This window comes from Gemmatimonas groenlandica (assembly GCF_013004105.1).
Lineage (GTDB): Bacteria > Gemmatimonadota > Gemmatimonadetes > Gemmatimonadales > Gemmatimonadaceae > Gemmatimonas > Gemmatimonas groenlandica.
On the sequence record NZ_CP053085.1, the window covers coordinates 2,890,086 to 2,915,560 of the forward strand.

The 25,475-nt window shown below is 59.9% G+C and carries 15 protein-coding genes and 1 riboswitch; of the genes, 6 read left to right on the forward strand and 9 right to left on the reverse strand.

The features are described 5' to 3' along the window. Positions 1-652 precede the first annotated feature (652 nt). Positions 653-1,837, forward strand: a complete 1,185-nt coding sequence (locus HKW67_RS22790) for a glycosyltransferase family 4 protein (RefSeq protein WP_425486256.1) — start codon at positions 653-655, stop codon at positions 1,835-1,837. Here the strand turns inward: HKW67_RS22790 and HKW67_RS12210 are convergent. The 4 genes from HKW67_RS12210 to HKW67_RS12225 all read right to left on the reverse strand — a co-directional run bounded on the left by HKW67_RS12210 (position 1,826) and on the right by HKW67_RS12225 (position 8,571). Next, the gene (locus tag HKW67_RS12210; RefSeq protein WP_171225650.1) at positions 1,826-3,073 is read right to left on the reverse strand and encodes a glycosyltransferase; all 1,248 of its coding nucleotides are present in this window, start codon (positions 3,071-3,073) and stop codon (positions 1,826-1,828) included. The two genes, HKW67_RS22790 and HKW67_RS12210, sit on opposite strands and share 12 nt — an antisense overlap. Before the next feature lie 659 nt (positions 3,074-3,732). Beyond that, the gene (locus tag HKW67_RS22795) at positions 3,733-4,872 is read right to left on the reverse strand and encodes a glycosyltransferase family 4 protein (protein ID WP_425486257.1); all 1,140 of its coding nucleotides are present in this window, start codon (positions 4,870-4,872) and stop codon (positions 3,733-3,735) included. Between the two features lie 785 nt (positions 4,873-5,657). Then, positions 5,658-5,849 (reverse strand): hypothetical protein, encoded by a 192-nt coding sequence (locus HKW67_RS12220; protein ID WP_171225652.1) that lies wholly within the window; start codon positions 5,847-5,849, stop codon positions 5,658-5,660. 709 nt (positions 5,850-6,558) lie between these two features. Next, positions 6,559-8,571, reverse strand: coding sequence for an Ig-like domain-containing protein (locus HKW67_RS12225; protein WP_171225653.1), 2,013 nt, complete (start codon positions 8,569-8,571; stop codon positions 6,559-6,561). Then, positions 8,552-8,647, reverse strand: a riboswitch (cyclic di-GMP riboswitch). (Overlaps the previous gene by 20 nt.) Before the next feature lie 636 nt (positions 8,648-9,283). On the opposite strand from HKW67_RS12225, the gene HKW67_RS12230 reads away from it, so the two are divergent. Together HKW67_RS12230 and HKW67_RS12235 are read left to right on the forward strand one after the other, a co-directional pair. Then, positions 9,284-10,594, forward strand: a complete 1,311-nt coding sequence (locus tag HKW67_RS12230) for an ISL3 family transposase (protein ID WP_171225654.1) — start codon at positions 9,284-9,286, stop codon at positions 10,592-10,594. Between the two features lie 306 nt (positions 10,595-10,900). Continuing rightward, positions 10,901-11,611: a class I SAM-dependent methyltransferase gene (locus HKW67_RS12235; protein ID WP_206044403.1), complete on the forward strand. Its 711-nt coding sequence runs from the start codon at positions 10,901-10,903 to the stop codon at positions 11,609-11,611. A gap of 502 nt (positions 11,612-12,113) precedes the next feature. Here HKW67_RS12235 and HKW67_RS12240 read toward each other — a convergent pair. The 5 genes from HKW67_RS12240 to metH all read right to left on the reverse strand — a co-directional run bounded on the left by HKW67_RS12240 (position 12,114) and on the right by metH (position 19,864). Then, positions 12,114-13,421 carry an O-antigen ligase family protein gene (locus HKW67_RS12240; RefSeq protein WP_171225656.1) on the reverse strand — a complete coding sequence of 436 codons (1,308 nt, stop codon included), beginning with the start codon at positions 13,419-13,421 and terminating at the stop codon, positions 12,114-12,116. After that, complete coding sequence (locus tag HKW67_RS12245) at positions 13,418-14,491, reverse strand: NAD-dependent epimerase/dehydratase family protein (RefSeq protein WP_171225657.1); 1,074 nt, start codon at positions 14,489-14,491, stop codon at positions 13,418-13,420. Before HKW67_RS12245 ends, HKW67_RS12240 begins: the two co-directional genes overlap by 4 nt. Beyond that, positions 14,488-15,159 (reverse strand): exosortase C-terminal domain/associated protein EpsI, encoded by a 672-nt coding sequence (locus HKW67_RS12250; protein WP_171225658.1) that lies wholly within the window; start codon positions 15,157-15,159, stop codon positions 14,488-14,490. Before HKW67_RS12250 ends, HKW67_RS12245 begins: the two co-directional genes overlap by 4 nt. Continuing rightward, a complete protein-coding gene (locus HKW67_RS12255; RefSeq protein ID WP_230981176.1) occupies positions 15,159-15,962 on the reverse strand; it encodes an exosortase/archaeosortase family protein in 804 nt (267 codons plus the stop codon). Before HKW67_RS12255 ends, HKW67_RS12250 begins: the two co-directional genes overlap by 1 nt. A 203-nt stretch (positions 15,963-16,165) precedes the next feature. Continuing rightward, complete coding sequence (gene metH, locus HKW67_RS12260) at positions 16,166-19,864, reverse strand: methionine synthase (protein ID WP_171225660.1); 3,699 nt, start codon at positions 19,862-19,864, stop codon at positions 16,166-16,168. Between the two features lie 15 nt (positions 19,865-19,879). On the opposite strand from metH, the gene HKW67_RS12265 reads away from it, so the two are divergent. The 3 genes from HKW67_RS12265 to HKW67_RS12275 all read left to right on the forward strand — a co-directional run bounded on the left by HKW67_RS12265 (position 19,880) and on the right by HKW67_RS12275 (position 24,853). Then, entirely contained in the window at positions 19,880-21,793 is a 1,914-nt protein-coding gene (locus HKW67_RS12265; protein WP_230981008.1) for a bifunctional homocysteine S-methyltransferase/methylenetetrahydrofolate reductase, read from the forward strand. Between the two features lie 33 nt (positions 21,794-21,826). Continuing rightward, a complete protein-coding gene (gene asnB, locus HKW67_RS12270) occupies positions 21,827-23,707 on the forward strand; it encodes an asparagine synthase (glutamine-hydrolyzing) (protein WP_171225661.1) in 1,881 nt (626 codons plus the stop codon). A gap of 366 nt (positions 23,708-24,073) precedes the next feature. Beyond that, entirely contained in the window at positions 24,074-24,853 is a 780-nt protein-coding gene (locus HKW67_RS12275; RefSeq protein ID WP_171225662.1) for a PEP-CTERM sorting domain-containing protein, read from the forward strand. Positions 24,854-25,475: the final 622 nt, after the last annotated feature.

The window sequence follows — 25,475 nt, forward strand, 5'->3', positions numbered from 1 at the left end:
CGACCCGCACCACCGCGCTGCTCAGATGCGTCTTGTAGAGCCTTGGGCAGCAACCGACGCAGCGAGGCGCTCGTGCAGCCAAATGTCGGCGCGATAGCCGAAATGGCTGCTAACTTGGACGGATTCCGTGGCATCGGCACCGATTCTAGTCGGAGAGCCTGTTCACGAACCTCAGATTTGAATCGGTTCGCTCGGGATGCTTTCATAGCTCCAAGTACTAACCAAGTTGAGCCCTTTGTACTCGCGGGGCGAATCAACCTCGCCTTTGACGCAGATCAGAGTGCAGCATTACACCACGCATTGTCCGCGCGATTCTGCCAGTCGCCTCGTTGTCTCGACTCCTGCGAATGCTTGGGGCGATTCGATCGGCGTCGCCGCGCGCTATGCGCTGGTGGACTGCTTCGGCAGGTGGTATACTCAAAAGCTTGCAGAAGCGTAACTTTATCAGCGCCACAGAGTAGGCTCCGTGCGCCGTGGCTCCGGCAGCGCAATGCCGAAATAGCTAGGGTCGTGAGAGGGCTGCTTTAAGCGAATTGGGCTTATGGCGCCAAGGCGTCGAACTGTTTAGTCGCCGACCGGTTGTCTGGACTATGTGCGCTGGGCAGCGTGTCGGCCGGCCCGGCAGCCTCGCGTTCCGTTGATGACGGAGAGTATGAGAACGATCCAAACTCGATCGCTTAAGCGACAGAGACTCCGCGTGCTTTATGTAGAGGCCGCACTAGGATATGGCGGCTCTGGAAAGAGTCTGGTGGAATTGGTCCGGTCGATACCCGACATAGACGCCCGCATTCTCGCGGGATTTCCGATCGCGGATTTTGTCACCGAGGCCGATTCTGTCGAGGTTGAGGTGAATCCCGCACTAGTTCGGTTGCGAGATGCATCGGCCGGTCGGCTTATTTCCTACGTCGATCTCTTGTGCTATACGGCGCGATGGATTCGAGCCATCAAGCGTTCAGCGCGTCGGCATCGCGCCGACATCGTGCACGCAAACAACGGCATAGCTTTAAACTTGGCTGCCATTATCGCGTGCCGGAGTCTTGGCGTCCCATTAGTCGTGCACCAGCGTGGATGGGAAGAGCGGACTCAACGCTTTTCGCTTGCACGGACGCTCCTCGGCAGAGCCCGCGTGATCGCGATATCAGAGGCAATCGCAGATGATCTGTCCACTCTTGGAATCGCCCATGAAAGCGTGTCTCAGATCTACGACGTTGTCATTCCTCCGTTGAAACCGTTCGAGGATTCGCCCAGAGCACCCGGCCCTTGGAGGGTCGCAATGCATGGAGTACTCAATCGCTGGAAAGGCCACGATACATTCCTCTCAGCAGCAGCTTTACTAAACGCGCGGCGTCCTGGCGAGTTTCTTTTTCGTATCGCGGGCATGCCCCTTAGCGGCGACGACGAGTATGGGCGATTTCTTCACTCAAGGGCACGAGAGCTTAATGTCGAACAGATCGTGCACTTTGATGGATTCGTACGCGACATATATGAGTGGCTCAGCAGCGTTGACATAAGCGTGCATGCGTCGACGCACGCTGAACCTTTAGGGCGAGTAATAGTGGAGGCACAGCTCGCTGGCAGGCCAGTTATCGCAGCGCGCGGGGGTGGGGCCAACGAACTTGTGGAGTCCGGCGTCACAGGACTGATGTTTGAGCCTGGCTCCGCGACGGAGCTGGCAAACGCAATCGAACGGCTCGCCTCAGACGCTCACTTGCGGAAGCAATTGGCTGCAAGCGCGGAAGAACTGACGAGGAGCCGCTTCGACCAGGTTCGCCTCGCTGCAAGTGTGCGCCGAGTTTATGACGAGATCATTCCGTCCCGAGATACGCTAGCCGACTAATCGGCGCACACGTCGAGAAAGCGTGCCGCCAACCCACCTAGCGTACATGGCAAGAGTGTCGCCACTGACATCACGCATCCAGCCTAGTTGCTGTGACGGAATTCGCATTAACTGCTCGTACGCCGCTTCGAAGCCGGACACGTACTTTCCGATGACGAACTTTTCGTTGACGACCGATTGCAGAGCCGTACCGAGCTGCATGCGCAAGCTTGCGTTGTCGACGAGTCTGAGAAGCGCAGCATAGAGCCGAGCTTGGTCCTCGATTGGGACTATCAACCCCGTTCTCTCGCTCGTAATTATCTCAGACATCCCAGTAGTGGCAGTTGCGATAACCGGCCGACCCGCTGCGCCCGCCTCGATTACGGTTAGACCGAATCCTTCCACTCGAGACGGAGAAACAGCTATGTCCGTTGCATCGCGAAATATCACGCCAGCTGGCGAGTCCACGAATCCTAGAGTATGAACAATGTCGACGAGGCCAAGTTCGCGCACAACATTTTCGATCTCTCGTCGGTCAGGACCGTCACCAATAAGTAGCACGCGAATGTTTGGACGAACCTGCCGAAGGTCGGCTACGGCTCGCAGGAGAATGTCGTGTCCTTTTCGTCGGATCAGCGAACCCACCTGCGTTATAACTATGTCCTCGGCGCGGATCCCGAGCTGGGACCGCAGTCCGCTCTGGTCCCACCCCTGCCATGCTCCAAGGTCTATACCGCAGTGTATCGTCGAGATCGAGGACTTTCGTAGTCCATCCGCTAGCAGATCGTCGGTGCAGCCGCGCGTCACACCTGCAACGAGTGTCGCCAGGTGAACACCGAGGGTGAATCGCTCCCGCGCGCTATACGGAGCAAGCAGGTGGCAGAGCAGCGGGACGCGAAGGCTTCGTGACACTGGCACGAGCCACTGGTTTGGCGCAGCACTGTTCGCATGAAGTACTCGGATTCCGTGCGCGCGCACAATTTTGCGACCTTCGCGAACTAGAGAAGCGAATCGCGCAAACTCGTATCGGGGTGGCTCCCAGTCATACAGTACGGTGAAGCGACTCTGATATACCGTGACGTCAAGCTTGCGAGCCTCGTCTGCCACCATCTCGCCGTTGCACCACAATACGGGAAGGAAGCGATTGCGGTCGATGTGGGTGAGGAGATCAAGCAAAGTGCGCTCGCTACCTCGAATCCAGTTCTCGCCGTAGTGTGCGAACAGGATCGGCGCGGGCCCAGCTGAGTGCATACTCATGTTTTGCTATCGATGGAGAGTCGAGTTTTACAAGATCTGCCTGAGCGACGCAGCATCAGAACGAACGATTCCCACAATCTCTCCTAAACGCTCCAAGGCGCAGATCCCTCGGCAGGTCATTGCTACCGAAACTTCGCCCATCGCCAGAACTAGCCTTCGGCTGAATGTCTTCGCTGTGTCGGCGAGCTGTCTAATTCCGAAAGACTAAGTTCGGAGGGCGCACGGATCTTTGAAAGCACGCACCGATCGCTTGAGACTAGCCAATCCCTTTAACCCCATCGTTGCGCTGTGCTAGGGCAGAGAGGCCGAGAACGCTTACGCCACAATCGCCGAGGCTGTCACCGCACTCGCTAGAGCGCTAGAGGCGCTGCGTCCTCGCAGGAAAGCATCCTTAAGAAAGAGACGAGTCGGGTAAATGAAACGGTTGCAGGTTATCAAAATAAGGTGAATCGGGTGGTCGCGCCGACGAATCGCCGCCGCGACACATCTGAGTCAGTCGGTTCGTTCCCAGCTCACGCGGATCGCGACCGCTGTTCCTCCGCACGCCTACGCGTGATGTGCCACTGCACTTTCCGCGTCGAGAGACCGCCCCTCTGCTCGGTCAACTCATTCGTCTGCCCACGCGCTCGCCAATCTCTGGGCAAAGGTCATCTCTTCCGCTACCGAAAGCTAGGCGAAGACGTCATAGGACGTACCCTTCGGATTAACGAAGCAACTGCCGTCACAATACCTTGCTGATAAGACTCAAGCGAGAAGAGGTGCTCTACCCGACGCCTACCGGCGTCACCCAGCTTATCTCTCAATGCCGAATCCTTGACGAGGCGATCGAGATGTGCTTCGAGGCCTGCTGCATCATCGGGGGCAAATAGCAGTGCAGTTACGTCCCGTTCGACGACCTCACGCAACCCAGTGCTGTCAGTTACAACAGAGGGGAGGCCACACGCGGCACCTTCGATAACCGAGATGCCGAGGCCCTCTTCAACCGAGGCGAGTACATGAATATCGATAACGTCTTGGAAGAACGGGAGAGTGTCATCCACGAATCCCGTCACAGTGACCCTCTGTCCAAGACCTCGAGCAGCCACTGCCGAGCAGAGCGGAGCCGTCATCGGTCCGCTCCCGACAAACACTAAGTGAACGCGTGAATCCCGGGACGCCAGCCGCTGAAACGCGTCGAGCAGCACGAGCGGTCGCTTATGTGGGACCAAAGCGCCGACTTGCCCAATGACAACATCATGACGAGCGATTCCGTACGCCTGCCGAAGTGCTTCATCTTTGGCTACCGACGGCCGGAAGCGATCGGTGTCGACACCATTGTACACCACAACTCCATCCACTCCGGCGAGCTGTTGGCTTATCGAACGTGTGTAGTCTGAAGGAAAAACAGCAGCGTCAACCCAAGGATACAGCCAGCTATAGAGGTAACGGCGGTTCGCGGGATGGTGGAGGTGGCACACCAATGGTATTCGATGCTTCCGCGCCAAAGGTACGGCCAGCTGACACGGCCTTCCTCCATTCGAGTAGATCGCTGCCGGCTGGAACGAGTTCACCATTCTTGACAGCGAGCGCCATGCTCGAGCGAACGCGACAAAAGGCAATGAGATATACCGACCGTCCAACATGAACTCTGGAAACTCGAAAGGTACGATCTCTTGGACCCATGGAGAAATCTCGACATCGACGCAGTCGTCGTTCCTCAGTAGTACGACGGAATAGCCTGCTTTCCGGAGCGCTTTAGCACTCTCTATCAAGCAGCGCTCTGAGCCACGCAGGGTACTCCCACCCCAATGCAGAAGCATGACGGTTGTCACGATGGAAGCACCGTCAACATGACATCACCAGCAGTGCGAACAGCGAAGCTTGTCTCCCGGCAGTGAAAGGCCCAGTTCAAAATGCAGCCCGCCGGTGGCTCAAGGAGAGACCGAAAGCAAATTGAGGCCGTTGGCTCGACACGCCATGTCACGATGTTAGCGTCTCCCTAGATGAAGTCACGAACTCTATTCACGTTCGGATGATCCGGCGCGAAGATAGTGGCAGGTCGTGTACCACGGATGCAGAAGAGTCGTACAAGCTCAATGAATTTGACAGGCTACATTGGATCTCGTAAGACTTCTCGGGAAGCGATCGCTACCGGTCGTGCATGCAGCTTTCTCTGCGAAGCTGTGCCGACCAGGACGCAAGCCCTGGCACGCCCCGTCAACATCTGACGGGCGAAGCTTTGCTTTCGGAGCTTCGGCCCCGCGCCCTTGAGAACGAGCTGTCTCAGGTCCTCTGGACCTGCTGTCAAGTAGCTGCCTGCTCAATCTCGATGGAGTTGAACTACGCCAGCGTGGATGCCCTCAGATTCGGGAGTAGCTGCGCTCGATCGGGTCAACTTCGCCCGCGCGCGCGGCGTACGCCTGCCGCGCGACCCGCTCCGGCCTAAGCGACTGGGAGAAACTCTCCATGGCCACGTTGAACCACACGTTGGCGGACCGCCTCTTGGAGCAGATAGTGCCAGTGCGTCGAGCACCCGGTGAAACTGCTCGGCGCATAGCGCCCTACCCGGGTCATGCGCTAGCTCACTGGGAGCTTCGCTAGGGCACTACATAGCCGTCAGCAGTGCGTCGGCCACCAGCTGCACGGTCAGAGTCTCCAACATCGACATGTCGACCGCGCGCCGCGAATAGCTCTCGAGCACAACGGCGACATACATCCACCCCTCGGTCGTCCACAGATACGTAAACTCTGCGACCCACTCTTGGTCGGACGCCATGACCGTAACGTCACGATCCATCAGATTGGGGGCGATCGAGTGAGGCGATCGCGCGCGCGTGATCCGCGGACCACGCGCGTCGACGCGGACACGCTTACAGTCTCTGCGCTCGCTCCACGCGCTCGAAGTAGCACATTGAGACTTCGAAGTCGTCCGCGCTGACGTCGCGGCAGAGGAGGCAAGCGCCGTAGATCCGATAGATCAGGAGAGAACGACAACTCATCGCGAGAGTCAGAACGGCGTCATCCGTCCATCGGGCGCTCTGGGGTTGCCTTCCCTATAGGTGGGAATCCGCTCAATGACAGACAGCGCACACAACAGAGCATCTCCACAGGCCCGGTCCATCGATGCTTCGGCTCAATGACAAACGCTCATCGACGCCTTGGTACAGCAGTCGGCGGCCTTCGTTAGGTTGATGCGCTCGATCCGTGACATCGCCACCCTGTAGCGGCGCCGTCTCAGCTCGACCTGATTCAACTTGGCACTCTGGCGACTAGTCGCCGACGCAGCCGCATCGCTCGTCGCCATCTGAATCGATGTCTGGAGCAGGGTGACGCGAATCGAGCGATCGCGCTCCGCCTGCTCCATCGAGATGCCCTTCAACGCTACCAGCCGGCCGGCTGCTTGCTCAAACCCTTCGCTGAACTAGCGGCCATGGCTACCTCCCACTCCGTCGCATCCCGGAGAAAAGTGAGTACGGAATGCGGGCAAGCTCACTCACGCGTTCGCTCTACCGAGCGGAACGCCAGAAGAAGTAGCGGTAGGACGTTGTGTACTGCTGATTAAACTGCTTCTGCCCGTAGAGAAACTGCCCGCGAACTCCACCATTGAACAGCGAGTCCGCGCGTTGACGAAACACGACGTCACCTGTTTGCGCGTAGATCCAAGCGTAGCTGTTGACAACCAGATTATTGAGCTCTGGATAGGAATCAGGATCCGTTGAGTTAGGCGGGCAGCCTGGCGCGTACTCCACCGCCTGGCTGGCTACCTTCCACCGGCTCCACATGTAGTCAGCGGACTTCCTTACCTTCGCAAGAATCGCGGGATTTGGACTATGGTGGATATAGGCCTGAATTAGCGATTCGTTGAGCATGCCATCCATGTATGTCAGACCGGCACTTAGAGGTGCGCAGATGATTGGGTATCTCCACGCGCCGTCGGCTGCCTGAAGGCCTAGAACAGTTGAGACAAACGTGGAGATCTCCGCCGCCGTCGCAATTGCTTCGTTTCCGCGGGCCTGCAGACGCCAACTCCAAAGTTGCGCGGCAAGCGTTCGGGCTAAGATTCTAGAGTCGATATCCGGATGGCCAACGATACGAGCGTTATCACGAAAGTAGCGAAGCACTTCGGCGACACGTCCGACGGCGAATCGTGACATTTCATCCCCCGTCAACTGATAGTGCAGCGCGACGCCATCGATCTGCGACCAGTGAGGAGAGGTTCCGTACGCATTCGGCTCAAGATACCCCTTCCGATACGCGAGCACTTGGCGCGTCCCTCGAGTCCAATATTCAGGGTTACCCGTTCGAACCCACTGCGCGTAGTACACTTGCGCGCGATCATAGTAGTTCTGTTCCCATTGGTCGGAGTAAGTCGCCCAATGAAGATCAGCGAATGTCCGAAAGTCTGCGTCATACTTTGACGCAAACGATGAGATTGCGCTCGTACTTTCAACGGATCGCGTCGCGCCGACCAAGTCAGTCTGAACTAGATAGTTCGGATCAGTCGGCAGGATCACTGCATCAGGCATCCCCGGATTATTTACCTGTGGAGGCAGGTCGCCCAAAGTGCGGCTCGATCCCAGAACTATCTCTGCTGCAACGGGTATACCCGAGGCCAGCGCGTATGGAAACTGCAGCAAAATAGAAGTGAGCGATCCATCTGGATGGCGCCCCTGCAATGCCGCGACAAAAATCCGCTGCTCGACTCCACCAACAAACACGCGAACAGCGCTAACGTCAGTGTCCCGTAAAGCGCCGGCCACCAATGGCACTCCGCTCGACACGAGTGCGCTTCCAGAACCAACGGAGATCCGCGTCAGCGCCGCCACAATCCGATTCCCGCCTACTGGCGGAGGAGGCACGACCGTTGCCGACACTGTTACGCTGATCTCGCCCGATGCGCCCAGCTCACTCGAGACGCGAATCTTTGCTTCGCCCGAGGCCAGCGCTGTAATCAGTCCACTCGTCGTAACAGTAGCGACCGATGAACTCAGCGAGCTGTAAGATAAAGTGCTTCCCGTGTCCAGTGGAATTATACGCGCGGTGTCGCCCCTCGTCAGCGCGAATGTCGAGGCCGCAAAGCGAAGTGCCGCAGGTCCGGTTCCTACAATAACGAGGAAGGAGTCGACGGCGGCTGGCGTACGCGCAATGACGTAAACAGCACCATTTGCCAGGCCAGTCACGACCGCGTACTGTCCGCCGTTTGCCTGAGGTACGATCGATGCAATCGCTGGATTCGACGAGCGCCACGATGGCTGCACGGTGCTACGTGACTTGCTCTTCAGCGACGGGGAAACCCAAAGTGTCCTTTGTTCTCCAATTGCTATCGCAGCCTGCTGACGAACCATTGCCGACGCGTCGATGTTGACAGCTTCGGCTTGCGCACTCGCTGGCTCGTTGACAGTCGCTCCATCGGCACATGCACATAGCAGGACGACAGCCGTTAGCTCTAGGATCATCCGGTTGAAACTCCAAAAACGTACCACTTGCCCTCCAGGGCGACTGAGCGGCTCGACTAGCATGGCGACGAGAATCCTTGGTCGCGTTAGCCTCGTAGCTTTGCGTCACCGGCTTTCGCCGGTTTTGCCTTTGCAGGCTCGTTGGGCAGATTTCCACCAGCGGAATTCTGAACCGACCAGAACCACAGGATTGACGGATACCACAGAGGAAGGCAACGAGGCAATCCAATGGTGTGACGGAGATTACGATCGCTGTAACTGTTGCCCCTATTTGCCGATTCGCCGGTCGCCCGCAGCAACTCACCTAGGCTTCAGCACTAGTAAACCGTCCCCCTAAACATCCCGGGCTCCGACTCAGTGTGTCCGCCGTTCTATGCATTTCGGAGGATCCATAGGGTCCAATGACTCTAAGCCTCCAAAAGTCGAGGCGCCACGGTGAAGCCGGCCATAGACAGTTCGCCTTTTTTGAGCACACTTGCCCACTCGAATGAGCTTCGGACACATGTCGTACGGACGGCCCAAGCCGAATGAGTCCATTGTCGGGTCGGTCGGCCGAAGATCTTGATCCGCCTGTCTCGATGTAGCCCGGTCGGCAGGACCTAGAGTCCAGCTAACTTTCGCCGGCAGCGCGCCCTTCGCCAATCGTCTCAGATTCTTGAAAGTGGCGAAGGAGGCAAAGTACCGCGTTCGATTAAAGGGGTCTTCCGGGAATTTAGGGATGGCGGCGTGACATCGGGCGCGCCGCTCGGCATCGTAAACGGCACGGAGGTGAGCCATGACCGAGCCGGTATCGGATGCCCTGCTGAAGCTGCTGGGCGAGTGGGAAGGGTTTGACGTCGAGCGGGTCGAGACGGAGGCAGAGGGCGATGACGTGTTCGGGGCGCCCGCGCCGCGCTTGGTGTTGATGTTGCGCGCGAAGGCCGGTGCCCCGAAGCGATGCAGCCAGTGTGGCGCGATCGTCGAGAAGATTCACGACGTGAGTGAGCGCCGCGTGCGCGACCTGCCGCTCGGCGAGTGGGACACGTGGCTCGTGTTTCCGCGGGCGCGCCTGCAGTGCCCGCGCTGTGGGCCGACCGTCGAGGCGGTGCCCTGGCTCGATCGCTATCAGCGCATGACGACCCGGCTCGCGGAGAAGATCGCGCGGCTCGCGCAGGTGCTGCCGATCAAACAGGTTGCGGCGTGGTTCGGCGTGGGCTGGGACACGGTCAAGCAGATCGATCAGCGCGCGCTCGCGCAGCGCCTTGGCGCGGCCGAGGACCACCTCGATGGGCTGCGACGGATCGCGATTGATGAATTCGCCATTTGCCGGGGGCACCAGTACGCGACCGTCGTGTTGGATGTGGACCGCAAGCGCGTAGTGTGGATCGCGCGCGGGCGCGATCAAGAAGCGCTGCGCGGCTTTCTGACGGCGCTGGGGCCGACGCGGTGCGCCGCCGTGGACGCCGTGGCCGTCGACATGTGGAAGCCGTATGCGGCGGAGCTGCGCGTGCATTATCCGCAGGCCGCGCTGGTGTACGATCTCTTTCACATCGTCGCCAAGTACGCGCTGGACGTGATCGATCGCGTGCGCGTCGATGAGACGAATCGGCTCGCCGCCGCCGCTGGGCAGGGGAAGGTGCGCGAGGCGCGGCGTGTCATCAAAGGCGCCCGCTGGCTACTGCTGCGAAACAAGGCGAATCTCAAGACGCGTGGCGAGCGCGTACGCCTGCGCGACCTGCTCCGCGCCAATCGCGCGCTCTTTATCGTGTACGTGCTCAAGGACGATCTCAAACGTCTCTGGCAGTATCGATCGCCCGTCGCCGCCCTCCGGTTCTGGAAGGCCTGGCGACGTCGCGCGCTCCGCAGCAGGATTCCGGCGCTCCGAAAGTTTACCGCGATGCTGGAGCGCCATCTCGACGGCATCCTCAGTCACTGCCGCTATCCAATCAACTCCGGTGTCCTCGAGGGCTGCAACAATAAGATCAAAGCCCTCAAGCGCGTCGCCTACGGTATCGCGACGATGCCTACTTCTTCCTCAAGATTCGCGCGGCGTTTCCCGGAATTCCCGGATGACCCGATTAGAATTGCGCACAAGTGCCCAATTTGACGTGCATTCGATACGGAAACGTCACGAACGCGCTGCCCGCGTCCCTTCTGCTGGCTTATTCAGTCTGCCTAGTTGAATGAATAGCTCGCGAGGCGGCAGGGTTCATTGCAACAACGTGCATCGAACGCCAGATTCTCTCGTACCGCACGTTACTTCGAACGCACAGCCCCAGGTTGAGTGACAATACCAGATCTCGCATTCGTTCGTCCACATCCGGTGACCGATCTTGTGCGAGTTGGCCGAGCTTTCGATGGTGGCTACGTCCTACCGGCACGTGCTGTTCTCAGGTGCACGCACCTGATAGGCATGGGAATAAGCGACGATTGGAGCTTTGAGGAGGACGTGCTAAGCCAAAATCCTTTGGTGCAGTTGGTCGGACTTGACGGAACCGTGTCAGCCGGTCGATTTGGCGTTGGCGCTCTTAGCAAATTGACCCTTGCGCTCAAGAGCTTGCTTCAGGGAAGGATCAGCCAGTTCGAACGTGCGCTGTTAGAGGCTAAGTGGTCAGCCATTACGGCGATCAAGTTCTTGCGGTTCTTCGCGAGGGGAAATCGTGAGTTCATTCAGAAGATGGTTCGTGCAGAAGCTTCTCCCGACGGGATAACATGGAAAGAAGCGTTAGCCCGTCTGCATTCCGTTGGGAACAGCACGAAGTCAATTCTCGTCAAAATGGACATCGAGGGTGGAGAGTACGCGATCCTTCCCGAGCTGCTCAAAGAATCCGACGAAGTTTCTTTACTCATCGTGGAGTTTCATGATTGCGGAGCTAGGTGGACCGATTTTCAGGCCATCATTGCCGAAATCTGTAGGTGTTTCACCGTCGTACATGTTCATGGCAATAACTACATTCCGCTAATACCGAGCACTAACGTACCAGAGGTGCTAGAGATTTCTTTTCTGAGGAGCTCACTTTTGACGAAGTCGGATGAGCTCGCTACTCAGCCCGTCAAGTATCCGCTCACTGAGCTTGACCAGCCAAACGATCCGGCGAGGCCGGACTACTCATTAGCGTTTTAGTCAGCTATGTCGCCGCTTCGCGTGACATGTGCTGTGGCGCGAGATCTTGACCATGCGACTTCCCAACTAAGTACGAATGCCGAGTCGTTGGGCACGAACTTGATAAAGTTCGCTTGCGGCTCTCCGCTCGATATCCTAAGGAGCGGTGCGACTTGCTCGGTTGCTTGAGCGGATGCAGTGAGCCGATTAAGACGCTTGCAGGCGGTGATCGGCGAACATTGTTCTACTCGTTTTGGCCACTCGAACGTGATTGAAATTGCGACGCTGGAATGATGTGTTGTGGCGAATTGTTCCTAGTTGAAGAAACTCCGCAAGCCGCTATACGCGTCGCTCTCGACGCAATTCGACTGCGGGCTACGGTTAACGCTTCAGGCATCGGATCCGCCGTCCGCGTTGTCGCACTGTCGCACTGCGATCCATCATTGGTGCTCGGACGCGAACCTGAGTGGACCGATTGTAAGCGCAAATGGTCGAACTGCGACTCTGCATATGCCGAACGGCCTTACACCAGGCGAGTTGCTCCCGTCGGGCCGCTGATGACCGACGTCCGGGTAGGGCGAGTACGAAGCAACTGCTCCGTCATCGCCGCTATGCCGAACATTCCCCACAGTATATAGCTGTACCCATGAGAGAGAAACACGATGGCGGATAAGTACGCAGCGAGCGACGCCAAGAGCTCTGGCCGATGCACCGTCGTTCGCCAACTCCAGAACGCCGCGGCATTGCGTGCACTTCTGCCAATGAGTGCCAGCAGCAGAATACCGCCAGGCATTCCGAGCTCGGCGAAGATCTGCACGTATGTATTGTGGGCGGTGTGCCACGCACCGCGCGTACCTTGGTCGCGGAAGTCTTCACCTATCTGCACTTCAAAGGTGCCGGCACCTAAGCCAACGAGCGGGTTCGCGAGCGCAAAGACTACTCCTCGTTTCCACAAGTACAGCCGTCCGGAATTGCTAGTGGTATTGTAGTCCTCATCCAAAGAAAACAACGTTACCGCTCTTTCCTTGGTCACCGTTGGCAGGAGCGGCCAAGTCAAAGGCGCAAGGATGATGATTGCGCCCAGAATCATCAATATCTTCCTTGGGCGGTACGAGAAAGAAAAGACCGACAGGCCTACAACCAAACCAATCAGTCCACCACGCGAGCCGGTCTTCATTAGCACAGCGAACAAGACCGCGGCCGATACTGCAGAGATCAATCTGGATAGCTTTGGCCCTCTCGTCGATGCACCGAGTGCAAAGGGAATCATGATTACGAAAAGAGCGCCAAGGTCGTTCGGGTCGTAAGTGCCGAGCGATGTAAGACGGCTGCCTTCGACAACTGCCCCCTGCGAAACCAGAGCGATGGCGGTTAAGGCTGCGACCCATGTCGCCAGCATGAGGACTCGGTCGAAGTTCCTCAGGCTGGGCGCGTTCAGAGACAATAGCGCGACCAAACTTAGCGACCACGGCAACGTCATCATTGTTGAGACGGACTGCCCTTTCCAGATCGAGAATGGCACTGAGAGACAGATGCAGACGCCCATCGCAACCGCCAACTGAAAGGTCACGTTAGTCCGAATCGACTTCCAAGCCACCGCTCCTGTTCCAAACAAATGAAATAGCAGGAGGAGCACAGTGACGGTGAATACCGGCTTCAGCTGCCTAATCGGGCCTAGCACCTCGCCCGCTCGAATCATGATAAATGAGAGTGCCAACACGGATGCGATCCACGAGCCGCGCCAGTATCCACGAAGCGCTGGCGCAGCGCGCTGCGCGCTGCGGCCGCGAGAACGCAATTGCGCGGCATTCGCGTGAACGGCAATACTCACGGAAAGATCTCCACCGACTGCTCGATACTTTCTGGCGGAATGAGCCGCTTGTAAGGCACCGACTTGCCAGTCGTCATATACCACGAGACGGTCTGCCTGAGTGCGTCGCGCAGAATGACTCCTGGCACGAATCCCGAAGAAATGGCTTTTGCGGCACTGAACTGCGTTTTATCCACTGCCATCTTTCGAATTCGCGCCCTGCTCACCGACAGCGTGCGTCCAGTTAGTGCAGCGAGCCCCTCAATTGGTAATGCCAAGGCTAGAGCGAGTCCGAGGGGCAAATGTATGATTGGGATGCGGCGGCCGAGAGCAGAAGCGAGCTCTCTGGCAATCTCGCCGCTTGTCATATCGGGGGTCTCGACCCAGTTGAACTCGTCGACACCGGCCCCGTGTCGCGCCCACGCCCACAGAGCGAAGGACACCAGGTTGTCGACGTAAGATAAGCTCTTGACGTTAGCGCCCTCGCCGACCTGAAGATACAAACCAGCGTCGATCTGTCGTATGAGCGAAAACATGTTCGCAAAGTTCTCTGGTCCGAACGTGACCGTCGGCCTTATGATGAGTGCATCCAGACCCCCGGCCGCAGCCGCCCCGCGCAGTAATCTTTCGGCGGCGAGCTTGCTCGCTCCATAAGGACCGATTGGATTAGGCTCATGGGTTTCATTTCGAGAATGATTCGCCTCTCCATAGACCGCGGCCGATGAGAAGAAACAGATCCGTCGAATCGTCCTAGCCGACATAGCTTCGATGAGCAGCGAAGTCGAACCTTCGTTTACGTCAAAGTACGTATCTCGCGCTATGCCGCTATCGTGATGCGCAGCTGCCAAATGCAACACTTCCGAGCAACCGTCGATTGCTGAAGCAATCGCGAGCGGGTTGCGTACGTCCCCTCGCACGAAGCGTTCTGGCTTCAAGAATGATGCAGGCGTGTGCAGATCTAGAATGACGTAGCGCCGTCCGGACTCTTGAAGGCGCCGGCAGAGGTGCGTTCCAATGAATCCTGAGCCACCCGTAACAAGAACACATCCGAGAGGAGTGGAACTAAGAAGGTCGATCTGTCCTTCGCTCACAGCGACGTCTCGAATGGGCTGGCGGGCATGGCTTTACGAACGTCGGCGACGAGCGCCGGCACCAGCGACTTGCTCATTGCGTCTGCCTTCGCGATGGCTGCTTTCAGCTCCGCGTCGCTCCGCCCGGCAATGGGCAGCACAATGCGTACGAGCGCCTCTTCGGTGCGACCATACACCGCGGCGTCGCGCATGAGGTTCCACTTTACTTTGTACTCGCTCGACTCGACCCGACCGCGGCCTTGATACCAGTAGTAGACGAGCGCTCGCACGCCCTTGTTCGCGAGTACAACGCGGTTGACTGAGGCCCCAGGCGCGGATGTTCCGATTGGAAGTCGCGCCGTTTCCATGATCTCCCATCCGGCACCGGGTAGACAGTTCTTGGGCGAGTGAATTGATTTGCCCTGCACCTGGCGATCGTAGTATCCGACGTACACGCTGAAGGCTGCCGCGGAATCCGGTCCGAAGGACCGCATCACGTAGTCAGTCATTCCCGCGACCTTTCGCTCCTCGTCTGGAACGACCAGATCAGTGGAACCGAGCCCCAGATAAGATGCCGTGATGGCTGCCATTGGCGTTCGTGGCTCGACCGCGTGCTGTTGACGCATCCCAGAGATCAGCAGTACGCCGGCTCCGAGGACTGCCACGGGAATCAAATTGATGAAACGCATCAGGCTTCACTCCTTGAACCGCGAAGGACTTTACTCTCGACGGAACCGAGCATCCAGGCGACAAATGCAGTGATAACGAAGGCAGCGCCAAACATCACCATGCCCTCACTCGTGTGCATAAAGCCCTCCCCCATTTCTGGGCTGACAAACAGCACCAAGAATCCGGTCAGGAAAATGCGAAATCCGTTGATGGCGATGGCAATTGGAATTGCGACCAAGATTAACAGAAGTCGGGTTGGCCATTTCTGCAGGAACATCGCACCGAGCAACACGCCGAGACTGAGCAGCGCCGTCAGGGAGCGAAGCCCACTGCACGCCTCCGCCACGAAGAGCTCCTGGCCCGGAATGCGAATCACGTTGCCGTTCATCATCACCGGGATATCGCGCCACTTCAACAAGCCCGCGCCGATCTTCGACGCCATAAACTGCAGCGGCAACGCCACCGTGTTCAGAATAACTTCCGGAATCGGGATCGACAGCGCCGTCAGCGTGAACGGCAGCCACCAATGCAGCAGCTGACGAAACCCGCCGTACCACACCGTCAGCCCGGCAAGCGCCATCAACATCGAGCCGCGCATCACGAACAACTCGGCGGCGAGATCTGCGGCATAGCGGAACAGCACCGCGAAGATCAGAATCGCCGCGCCGAGCACGCGTTGCGGCTTCGAGCCTTCCACGATGCCGCTCTTCCAGGCGAAGTACAGCGACAACGGCGCCAACAGCAGGCCGTGACCCGAGTTGGGGTCGTTCCACCACGCGTCGAACATGAGCGTGGCCGGCTTCGCGAAGAGCAGCACGAACATCACCGCCGTGAGCGCATACGATGCGAGCTCCACGGGGGCGCGTTCCTTCAACGACGCGAGAACATCGCGAGGCATGAAGGCTGGGGATGTCGGGGCAGGAATAGTCACGGTCGATTCAAGATGAGAGGCAATTCAGGGACGCGCGGGAGGCACCGACTGTCACACGCGCGGCACGACGACCGGATTTCATGCCGACCGCGAGCCTAGCCTGCCACCAACGTCGATGTCCACCGCGCGCCATCCGCCACCCGCCCAGCCCGCTCGGCGTACTCGTCGAGCTGATCCGGCAGCAGTTTCCCTACCCCGAAGTATGTCGATTCGGGCCGCCAGAAGTACCACCCGCTCACGCTCGCCCCAGGCATCATAGCGTAGCTCTCGGTTAGCACGATTCCCGCCCGCTCTTCGGCCTCTGCTACTGCGAAGAGCGTGCCTTTCTCGCGGTGATCCGGGCAGGCCGGATAGCCAGGCGCCGGGCGGATGCCCTGGTACTTCTCATGGATGAGACCGGCGTTGCCTAGCGCCTCATTGGGAGCGTAGCCCCAAAACTCCCGCCGCACCCGCTCGTGCAACCGCTCCGCAAAGGCCTCGGCGAGACGGTCGGCCAACGCCTTGGCCATGATCGAGCTGTAGTCGTCGTGATCGGCCTCGAACTCCGCCACCAGGCTCTCCAACCCGTGGCCGGTGGTCACCGCGAAGGCTCCCATATAGTCGGGCACGCCACTTTCCTTCGGCGCCACGAAATCGGAGAGGCAGAAGTTCGGCCGCCCGTCGCCCTTCTTGTCGAGCTGTTGCCGAAGCATATGTAGCGTTACCGCAACACTGGCCCGATCTTCGCCACTGTAGAGCTCGATGTCGTCACCAACCGCGTTCGCCGGCCAGAATCCGAAGCTCGCCCGCGCCTCCAGCCGCTTCTCGCGAACGATCCGGTCCAGCATCGACCGCGCATCGGCGTACAGCGACCGCGCCGTTTCGCCCACGATGGGATCGGTGAGAATCGCGGGATAGTGCCCGGCCAGCTCCCACGTCTGGAAGAACGGCGTCCAGTCGATGAACGGGACCAGGTCTTCGAGCGGGTACTCCAGCAGCGTGCGCGGACCCGTAAACGTGGGCACCGGCACCGGCACCGTGAGATCGATCTTCGCCCGGTTCGCTCGCGCAGCCGCAATGCTCACCAACCGTTCAGCCCCGCCACGCGCGGCACGGGCCACGCGCAGCTCCTCGTATTCCTTGCGAATACCCGCCGCGTAGTCGGCCCTCCGCTCGTCGCTCAGCAACGCGCTCGTTACACCCACGGCGCGCGATGCATCGAGCACGTGCACCACGGGCCCCGAATACGACGGCTCGATTTTCAGCGCCGTGTGCGCCTTGCTGGTAGTAGCACCACCGATCAACAGCGGCAGCGTGAAACCCTGACGCTCCATCTCGCTGGCCACGAACGTCATCTCTTCCAGCGACGGCGTGATGAGTCCAGACAAGCCGATGACGTCGGCGTTCACTTCGCGCGCCTTATCCAGAATGGCGGCACACGATTGCATCACGCCCATGTCGACCACTTCGTAGCCGTTACACTGCAGCACGACGCCCACGATGTTCTTGCCGATGTCATGCACATCGCCCTTCACCGTGGCCATCAGCACACGACCGGCCGGCTTGCTGTCGACGGTCTTGAGCGCTTCGATGAACGGGATGAGGTGCGCCACGGCCTTCTTCATCACGCGCGCACTCTTCACCACCTGAGGCAGGAACAGCTTGCCGGCGCCGAAGAGATCACCCACCACGTTCATGCCGCGCATGAGCGGGCCTTCGATCACCTCGATGGGGTGCGACGAGGCGAGACGCGCTTCTTCGGTGTCTTCCACCACGAAGGCGTCGATGCCACGCACCAGCGCATGCGCGATGCGCTCCTCGATAGGGAGTGCGCGCCACGCCAGATCTTCCGTTTGCTTGGCCCGTCCCTTGGCCTGATCGGCCACTTCGAGAAGTCGCTCGGTGGAATCCGCTCTACGCGCGAGCACCACGTCTTCCACGCGCTCTCGCAGATCGAGCGGAATGTCTTCGTACGGAATGAGCTGACCGGCATTCACGATGCCCATATCCATGCCCGCACGAATGGCGTGGTAGAGGAACACCGCGTGCATCGCTTCGCGCAGCGGATTGTTGCCGCGGAACGAGAACGACATGTTGCTCACGCCGCCGGAGATCTTGGCGAGCGGCAACGTACGCTTGATTTCGCTGGTGGCCTCGAAATAATCGATGGCGTAGCGGGCGTGCTCTTCGATGCCGGTGCCGATGGCGAAGATGTTCGGATCGAAGATGATGTCCTGCGGCGGGAAGCCTACCTGCTCGGTGAGCATCTTGTAGGCCCGCGTACAGATCTCGACTTTGCGCGCGGCGGTGTCGGCCTGCCCCTGCTCGTCGAACGCCATCACGATCACGGCGGCACCGTAGCGGCGCACGAGGCGCGCCTGCCGCAGAAACTCCGTTTCGCCTTCCTTCAGCGAGATGGAGTTCACGATGCCCTTACCCTGCAGGCACTTGAGGCCGGCCTCGATCACGCTCCACTTGCTGGAGTCCACCATGACCGGCACGCGCGAGATGTCGGGCTCCGACGCCACCAGATTGAGGAAGGTGACCATCGCCTTTTCGGCGTCGAGTAGTCCCTCGTCCATGTTGATGTCGATGATCTGGGCGCCGCTGTCCACCTGCTGGCGCGCTACGACCAGCGCATCGCTGTAATTCCCTTCGAGAATGAGCTTGGCGAACTTGGCCGAGCCGGTCACGTTGGTGCGCTCGCCCACGTTCACGAAGTTCGTGTCGGGGCCAACGTTCATTGGCTCGAGCCCCGAGAGGCGCAGCAGCGGCGCCACCTCGGGGATACGGCGCGGGGCGACCCCCTCCACCGCCTTGGCGATGGCGGCGATATGCTCCGGCGTGGTACCACAGCAGCCGCCGACGATGTTCAGCAGACCGCTGCGGGCCCACTCGCCGATCTGCTCGGCCATGATCTCCGGCGACTCGTCGTAACCGCCGAAGGCGTTGGGGAGACCGGCATTGGGGTGGGCGCTCACGTGCGTGTCGGCGATGCGCGAAAGCTCCGACACGTAGGCGCGGAGCTGGGCGGCGCCGAGCGCGCAGTTGAGGCCGATGGAGATGGGCTTGATGTGGGACATGGAGGTCCAGAAGGCCTCCGTGGTCTGTCCCGATAGAGTGCGGCCGCTGGCGTCGGTAATGGTGCCCGAAATCATGACCGGTACGCGCATGCCCGACTGCTCGAAGTACGACTCGATCGCGAACAGCGCCGCCTTGGCGTTCAGCGTATCGAAGATCGTCTCGACCATCAGGATATCGGCGCCACCGTCGAGCAGCCCCTTGGCGGCCTCTGTGTAGGAGGCCACCAACTGGTCGAAGGTGACATTGCGGGCGCCCGGATTCTCGACCTCGGGGGAGAGTGAGGCGGTGCGGTTGGTGGGGCCAAGCACGCCAGCCACGAACCGGGGCTTGGCCGGGTTGGCGACCTCAAACTCGTCGGCCAGGCCGCGGGCCATGCGGGCCGCGGCCGCATTGATCTCATACGCCAGCGACTCCATGCCGTAGTCGGCCATGGATATCGTGTTGGCGTTGAAGGTGTTCGTCTCGAGGATGTCGGCCCCGGACTCGAGGTACTGCCGCTGGATAGCGCCGACGATCTGCGGTTGCGTCAGGGCCAGCAGGTCGTTGTTGCCCTTGAGATCGCTCGGCCAGTCGGCGAATCGCGTGCCCCGGTAGTCGGCTTCGGTCAGCCGATAGGTCTGGAGCATGGTCCCCATGGCGCCGTCCAGCAGCAGGATGCGGCGGGCGAGGAGTTCAGGGAGCAGCGCGAGACGGGAGGCGCGATTGAGTACGCCGGAAGCTGGCTTTGACATATCTTGAATTTATCTATGATGAGCGCCACAGAGCACCCGACAAACACGCCTGACACCGCGAATGGTGCCACGGATGCGCGCCCGCGCGCCGCACTGCTTGCCCGCCTCCTGGACCCCGAACAGGTCATCATGTTCGACGGGGCCATGGGAACGATGCTGTACGCGCGCGGCGTGTTCATCAATCAGTGCTACGACGAACTTGTGCTGCGCAGCCCTGATTTGGTGCGCGAGATCCATGCGGCGTACGTGAAAGCCGGCGCCGAGGTGCTCGAAACGAACACGTTTGGCGCGAACCGTGCGAAACTCACCCAGTACGGGCTCGAGGGGCAGGTCACGGCTATCAACACCAAAGCGGCCCAGCTCGCGCGCGAAGCGGCGGGCGACCACCGCTTGGTGTCGGGTGCGGTAGGACCTCTCGGTGTGCGATTGGAGCCCTACGGCCCCACCAGCAAAGACGAGGCGCGCGGCCTGTTCCGCGAGCAGATGCTCGCGTTGAAAGCCGGTGGCGCCGACTGCTTCCTACTGGAAACGTTCACCGATCTCGAGGAGCTGGAGCAGGCGATTTTGGCCGCTCGTGAGGTCGACGCCGGCATGCCCGTGATCGCGCAGGCGACGGTTGGCCCGGATTTGCGCACTTCGTTCGGTGCGAGCCCGGAAGACATCGCCCGCGTGCTCGACCGGTGGGGCGTGGACGTGATCGGCCTGAACTGCTCGGTGGGGCCGCAGACGATTCTCGAAGCGATCGAGCGGATGGCTGCCGTGACCACGCGCAAGCTGTCGGCGCAGCCCAATGCTGGAATGCCGCGTGATGTGGGTGGTCGCTCCATGTACATGGCGAGCCCGGAGTACATGGCGACCTATGCCCGCCACCTGATTCAGGCGGGCGCGAAGATCGTGGGTGGCTGCTGCGGTACCACGCCCGATCACATCAAGGCGATGGTGGAAGGTGTACGGCCGTTGGCGCCGCGGACGCGCGTGATTGTTGCGCACGACGGAACCGGCGCGGTGCGCGATGAACCGGTCGGGCGCGCGCAGGTACCGCTTGATCAGCGCTCTCGGTTTGGTGCGAAGATCGCGAATGGGCAGTTCGTGACGTCGGTGGAGATCGTACCGCCCCGCGGTGTCGACACGGTGAAGCTGGAGCTGGACGCCGCTGCGCTGCACAAGGCGGGTGTGGATGCCATCAACGTGCCCGATGGTCCGCGCGCACAGAGCCGCATGGGCGCGATCGCCACGAGCCTGATCATCGAGCGTCACGGCATCGAGGCGGTTACTCACTACTGCTGTCGTGATCGCAATCTCTTAGGCATGCTTAGCGACTTGCTGGGCGCGTCGGCGCTGGGCCTTCGTAACATGCTGCTGATCACAGGCGATCCGCCAAAAATGGGTCCGTATCCCGATGCCACGGCCGTATTCGACATCGACGCGATCGGTTTGACCAATCTCGTGAGCAAGCTGAATCGCGGTCTCGACCCGGGAAACAACCCGATTGGTGAGCCCACTCGGTTTGTGGTGGGCGTGGGTGTGAATCCGGCGGCGATCGATCCGGCGCACGAGTTGAAGCGGTTCCACTGGAAGGTGGAGGCTGGCGCCGAGTATGCAATTACGCAGCCCGTTTTCGATCCGGCGCAGTTGGAGTATTTCCTGACGAGCATAGACGACGTGCGGATTCCAATTGTAGCGGGCATCTGGCCGCTGGTGTCGGCTCGCAACGCGGAGTTTCTGGCGAACGAAGTGCCGGGCGTGACGGTGCCTAAGGAGGTGCTCGACCGTATGCGCAAAGCGAACGACAAGAGCAAGGAACACGCGCTGGCAGAGGGGATCGCGATCGCGCGGGAGTCGTTGGAACGTGTGCGAGGATCGGTGCAGGGTGTGCAGGTTAGCGCGCCGTTCGGGCGGATCGAGCTGGCGCTTGAAGTGTTCGGATAACGGATCGGCCGTACTCTCTTAATCCTACGAACGATGTGTGGCATAAACGGCACGATCCGCTTTCGCGGCACCGTGGATCGCGAGCTTCTCGGGCGCCAGCGTGACACGATGGAACACCGTGGGCCTGACTCGAGTGGGATTTGGTTCTCGAACGACGGGCGCGTAGGCTTCGGACACCGGAGACTGGCGATCATCGATCTGTCGCCGGGCGGCCACCAGCCCATGATCGACGGCGAGACGGGCACGGTCATCACCTTCAACGGTGAGATCTACAACTACGTCGAGCTCCGCGATCGACTGCGCGCGAAGGGCCATGTGTTCCGTACGCACTCGGATACAGAAGTCATCCTCGCGGCGTACCGGGAATGGGGTACCGACTGCGTTGCGCAACTCGGAGGAATGTTCGCGTTCGCCTTGTACGACGAATCCAAACAGCGCGTGATGCTGGCGCGTGACCGCGCAGGCGAGAAGCCGCTTTTCTATCGCGTGAACGACGAGCAGTTCACGTTTGCCAGTGAGGCCAAGGCGCTGTTGGCTGATCCGACGTGCCCGCGTCGAGTACGCGCGCAGTCCCTCAACGAGTATCTCGCCTACGGGTACGTCACGGGCGAGAACACGATGTTCGCCGATATCCGTCGCGTGGCACCGGCTGGGCGGGTCGTCATCAACCTCGCGACCGGCGCGATCGCACACGACAGCTACTGGACTCTGCCTCAGACGGCGCTGTCAGCATCGTCGGCGGATCCGGAGGCGCTCGTTGAGGAACTCCACGAGCTGCTTAAGGCGTCGGTGCGTCGCCAGCTAATGGCCGACGTCCCCATCGGCGTGTTGCTCAGTGGCGGCGTAGACTCGAGCATCGTCACCGCTATCGCGGCCGAAGTTAGCGGAAGTCGCATCCGTACATTCACGGCACGTTTTCCCGGGCACGGCGGGTTCGACGAGGGGCCATATGCCCGCATGGTCGCGGATCATCTCGGCACTGAGCACATCGAGCTAGAGGCCAAAGCCGCTGATGCTTCGCTACTGCAATCGCTGGTTGCACAGTTCGATGATCCGATTTCTGATTCGTCGATGATTCCAACCTTTCTGGTGTCACAGGAGATTCGGAAGCACGCGACCGTAGCGATAGGAGGTGATGGTGGTGATGAACTGTTCGGGGGCTATCACAGATACCCGGTGCAGATACAGGCCGAACAGCTACGGGCACGCGTCCCTCGTGGAATTAGGCAAATTGCGGCGTATTCGGCAGAGATGATTCTGCCAGTTGGCACCCCTGGGCGGGGGTTTGCGAAATCTCTCGCCGGTACGTCGGGTGATGGGCTCGCGAATGCAGGGCGGATCTTTCGCGCGGACGAGCGCCTGCAGCTTACCGATGCGCTGCGCTCTCTGGATCCCAACGACATACTTGCACCGGAGATACTCCGCTCGCACGCGTTCGAAGACCGAGAGTCCGCACTCCAGCGAGCGACAGCACTCGACTTCAGCAGCTACATGGTTGACGACGTGCTGGTGAAGGTCGACCGAGCAAGCATGATGTCCTCTCTTGAAGTGCGGGCCCCACTTCTTGATGTCGACGTCATCGAATTTGCCTTTTCAAGAGTCCCCGACTCGCTGAAAGCCGACCGCATGAATCGCAAGCTGATCCTGCGAAGACTCGGCCAACGGCTGCTACCGAAGCGACTCGACCTCACTCGCAAGCAAGGGTTCTCGATTCCAATCGACGCATGGATGAAGCACGAGTGGCGCGACCAACTCGATGGCGCGCAGGCGCAGGCGCAGGGCCTGATTTCTCCGAAGGCCTTCGAGACGTACCGAGGTCGTCTCGACGCTGGCCTTCCAATTGGGGAGCGATTGTACTCGCTCCTGTTCATTCAGCTCTGGAGCGAGCGGTTCGCGGTGACCGACGTGATTTAGCCTATGGTCCAGGCGCACGATCCGAGGCCCGGATCTCCCTGATTGCGGTCCCGCATTGGAGCTCGACGCCCCGCTTTCCGGAACCGGGCAGCAGTACAAGATCCCCCAATTGCCAATTGTAGATGCTGGAGGTCTCAGCGTCGGGCGTCCATACCCCCGCACGTAAGCATCAGTTCCTGTAGGATTCACGCAACACCTTTCCCCGCGCCCCCAAGACACGTTGTTGCCGGAAATGAGGCTAAGTGATACTCCAGCAACAGGTTAGAAAACGTTCATGTGCGAGTTATCCTCACCGTCGTCTCTGGTACAGGCCGTGCTGTTACCAGACCCGAGTGGGCAATCATCGTACTCTTTCGGAGAATAGACATGGGTATCTCAAAGCTCGTCCTCGCTGCCGCTGTTGTGGCAATGCCGATGACGGCACAGGCGCAGTACTTCAGCAACGCATCCGTTCCGACCTCCGACGCGACTCCCTTCTGGGACGTGGTTTCTGACGACGACGGTCGCGGCTGCAACATTGGTTACGTGCTCACCGGTGCGGCGACTTCCGCCTCGTGCAAGAACTGGCAGGTCGCCGCGGGCTACACGGCTCCGTACAACAACACGACCGTCGCCAACGCGTGGTTTGCGCATGCCAACGGCAACGTCAACGCGTCTGTCGGCTTCGCTTTCTACACGGGCGGCAATGCGCAGCTGACGTATTTTGGTGGAATTGCCGGATCCAACCCGCTTCGCCCTCTCGTTATCCGCGATCTCCAGACCTACGCGATCCTGTACACGTTCAGCTCGGTGAACACCAGCTACACGTTTACGGGCCCGGGCTTCTTCGACATCGGTATCGCGACCTACACGCCGTCGTCCCCGACTCCGAACTTCTTCTCGTACAGCGCAGGGTCTCCGAACCAGTTTGCGGTTTTTGGAAATGGCGCGAAGGGCGCTACGTCGGCTGACTGTGGCGCGTCGGGATGCTGGGTCGGCGCCGAAGACAAGGTGAGCCCGTCCGATTTCGATTACAACGACGGATTCCTCCGTATCACTGGAGCGTCTGCCTCTACTGTCGTGCCGGAGCCGTCAACTTACGTCCTGATGGCGAGCGGCCTCGTGGGCCTCGCGGCCGTCGCCCGTCGCCGCAAGAACAACGCGTAATGCGCAGTCTCTGAAAGTGAAGGTAGAGAAGGCCTCCGACTCGAGTCGGGGGCCTTTTCTGTTTCTACAGCTTGGATTGCTGGGGCGACGGCAGTCGGAGTTAGTCAATTGCTTGAGTGCTTTGTCTCTCGATTGAGCATCCGTTCGTCGAGGCGGGAACAGGGGACAGATCCCGACCGAGCGCATCGTGATACGGGCAGACGGGTGAGGGCGTAGGACACTGTCCAGGTGCTGCAAGAGCGGACCGTAGCCATGTACATGCCGTGCGTATTGGCGTGGACTTTCCTCGTCGCGCACGGCATGATGGCGAGCTTGAGACGCGAAGCCAACTGCGCGGATAAGACCGAGGCCGCGAGCGTCTTTGCGACGCGGAGCCGCGAGTTCGGCGCCGCAGGCCGCTCTCTTTGACTTCATTAGACGAGAGCGGATGTGATCGTTCCCGCTTGGGCTAACGCAGTCGACTTGAGTACGAAGCGGCCCTCCCCGCGGCCACGTACCCGGAGTCTAGGCAATCGGCGCTGGCAGACATTATTGCTCTGCCTCTGGCCTAATAGAGCTAGCGAAGATCGTCGCAGTGACTGACAGGTCGCGTGGCTGGCAAGGCCAGACGAAAGCGCCAGGG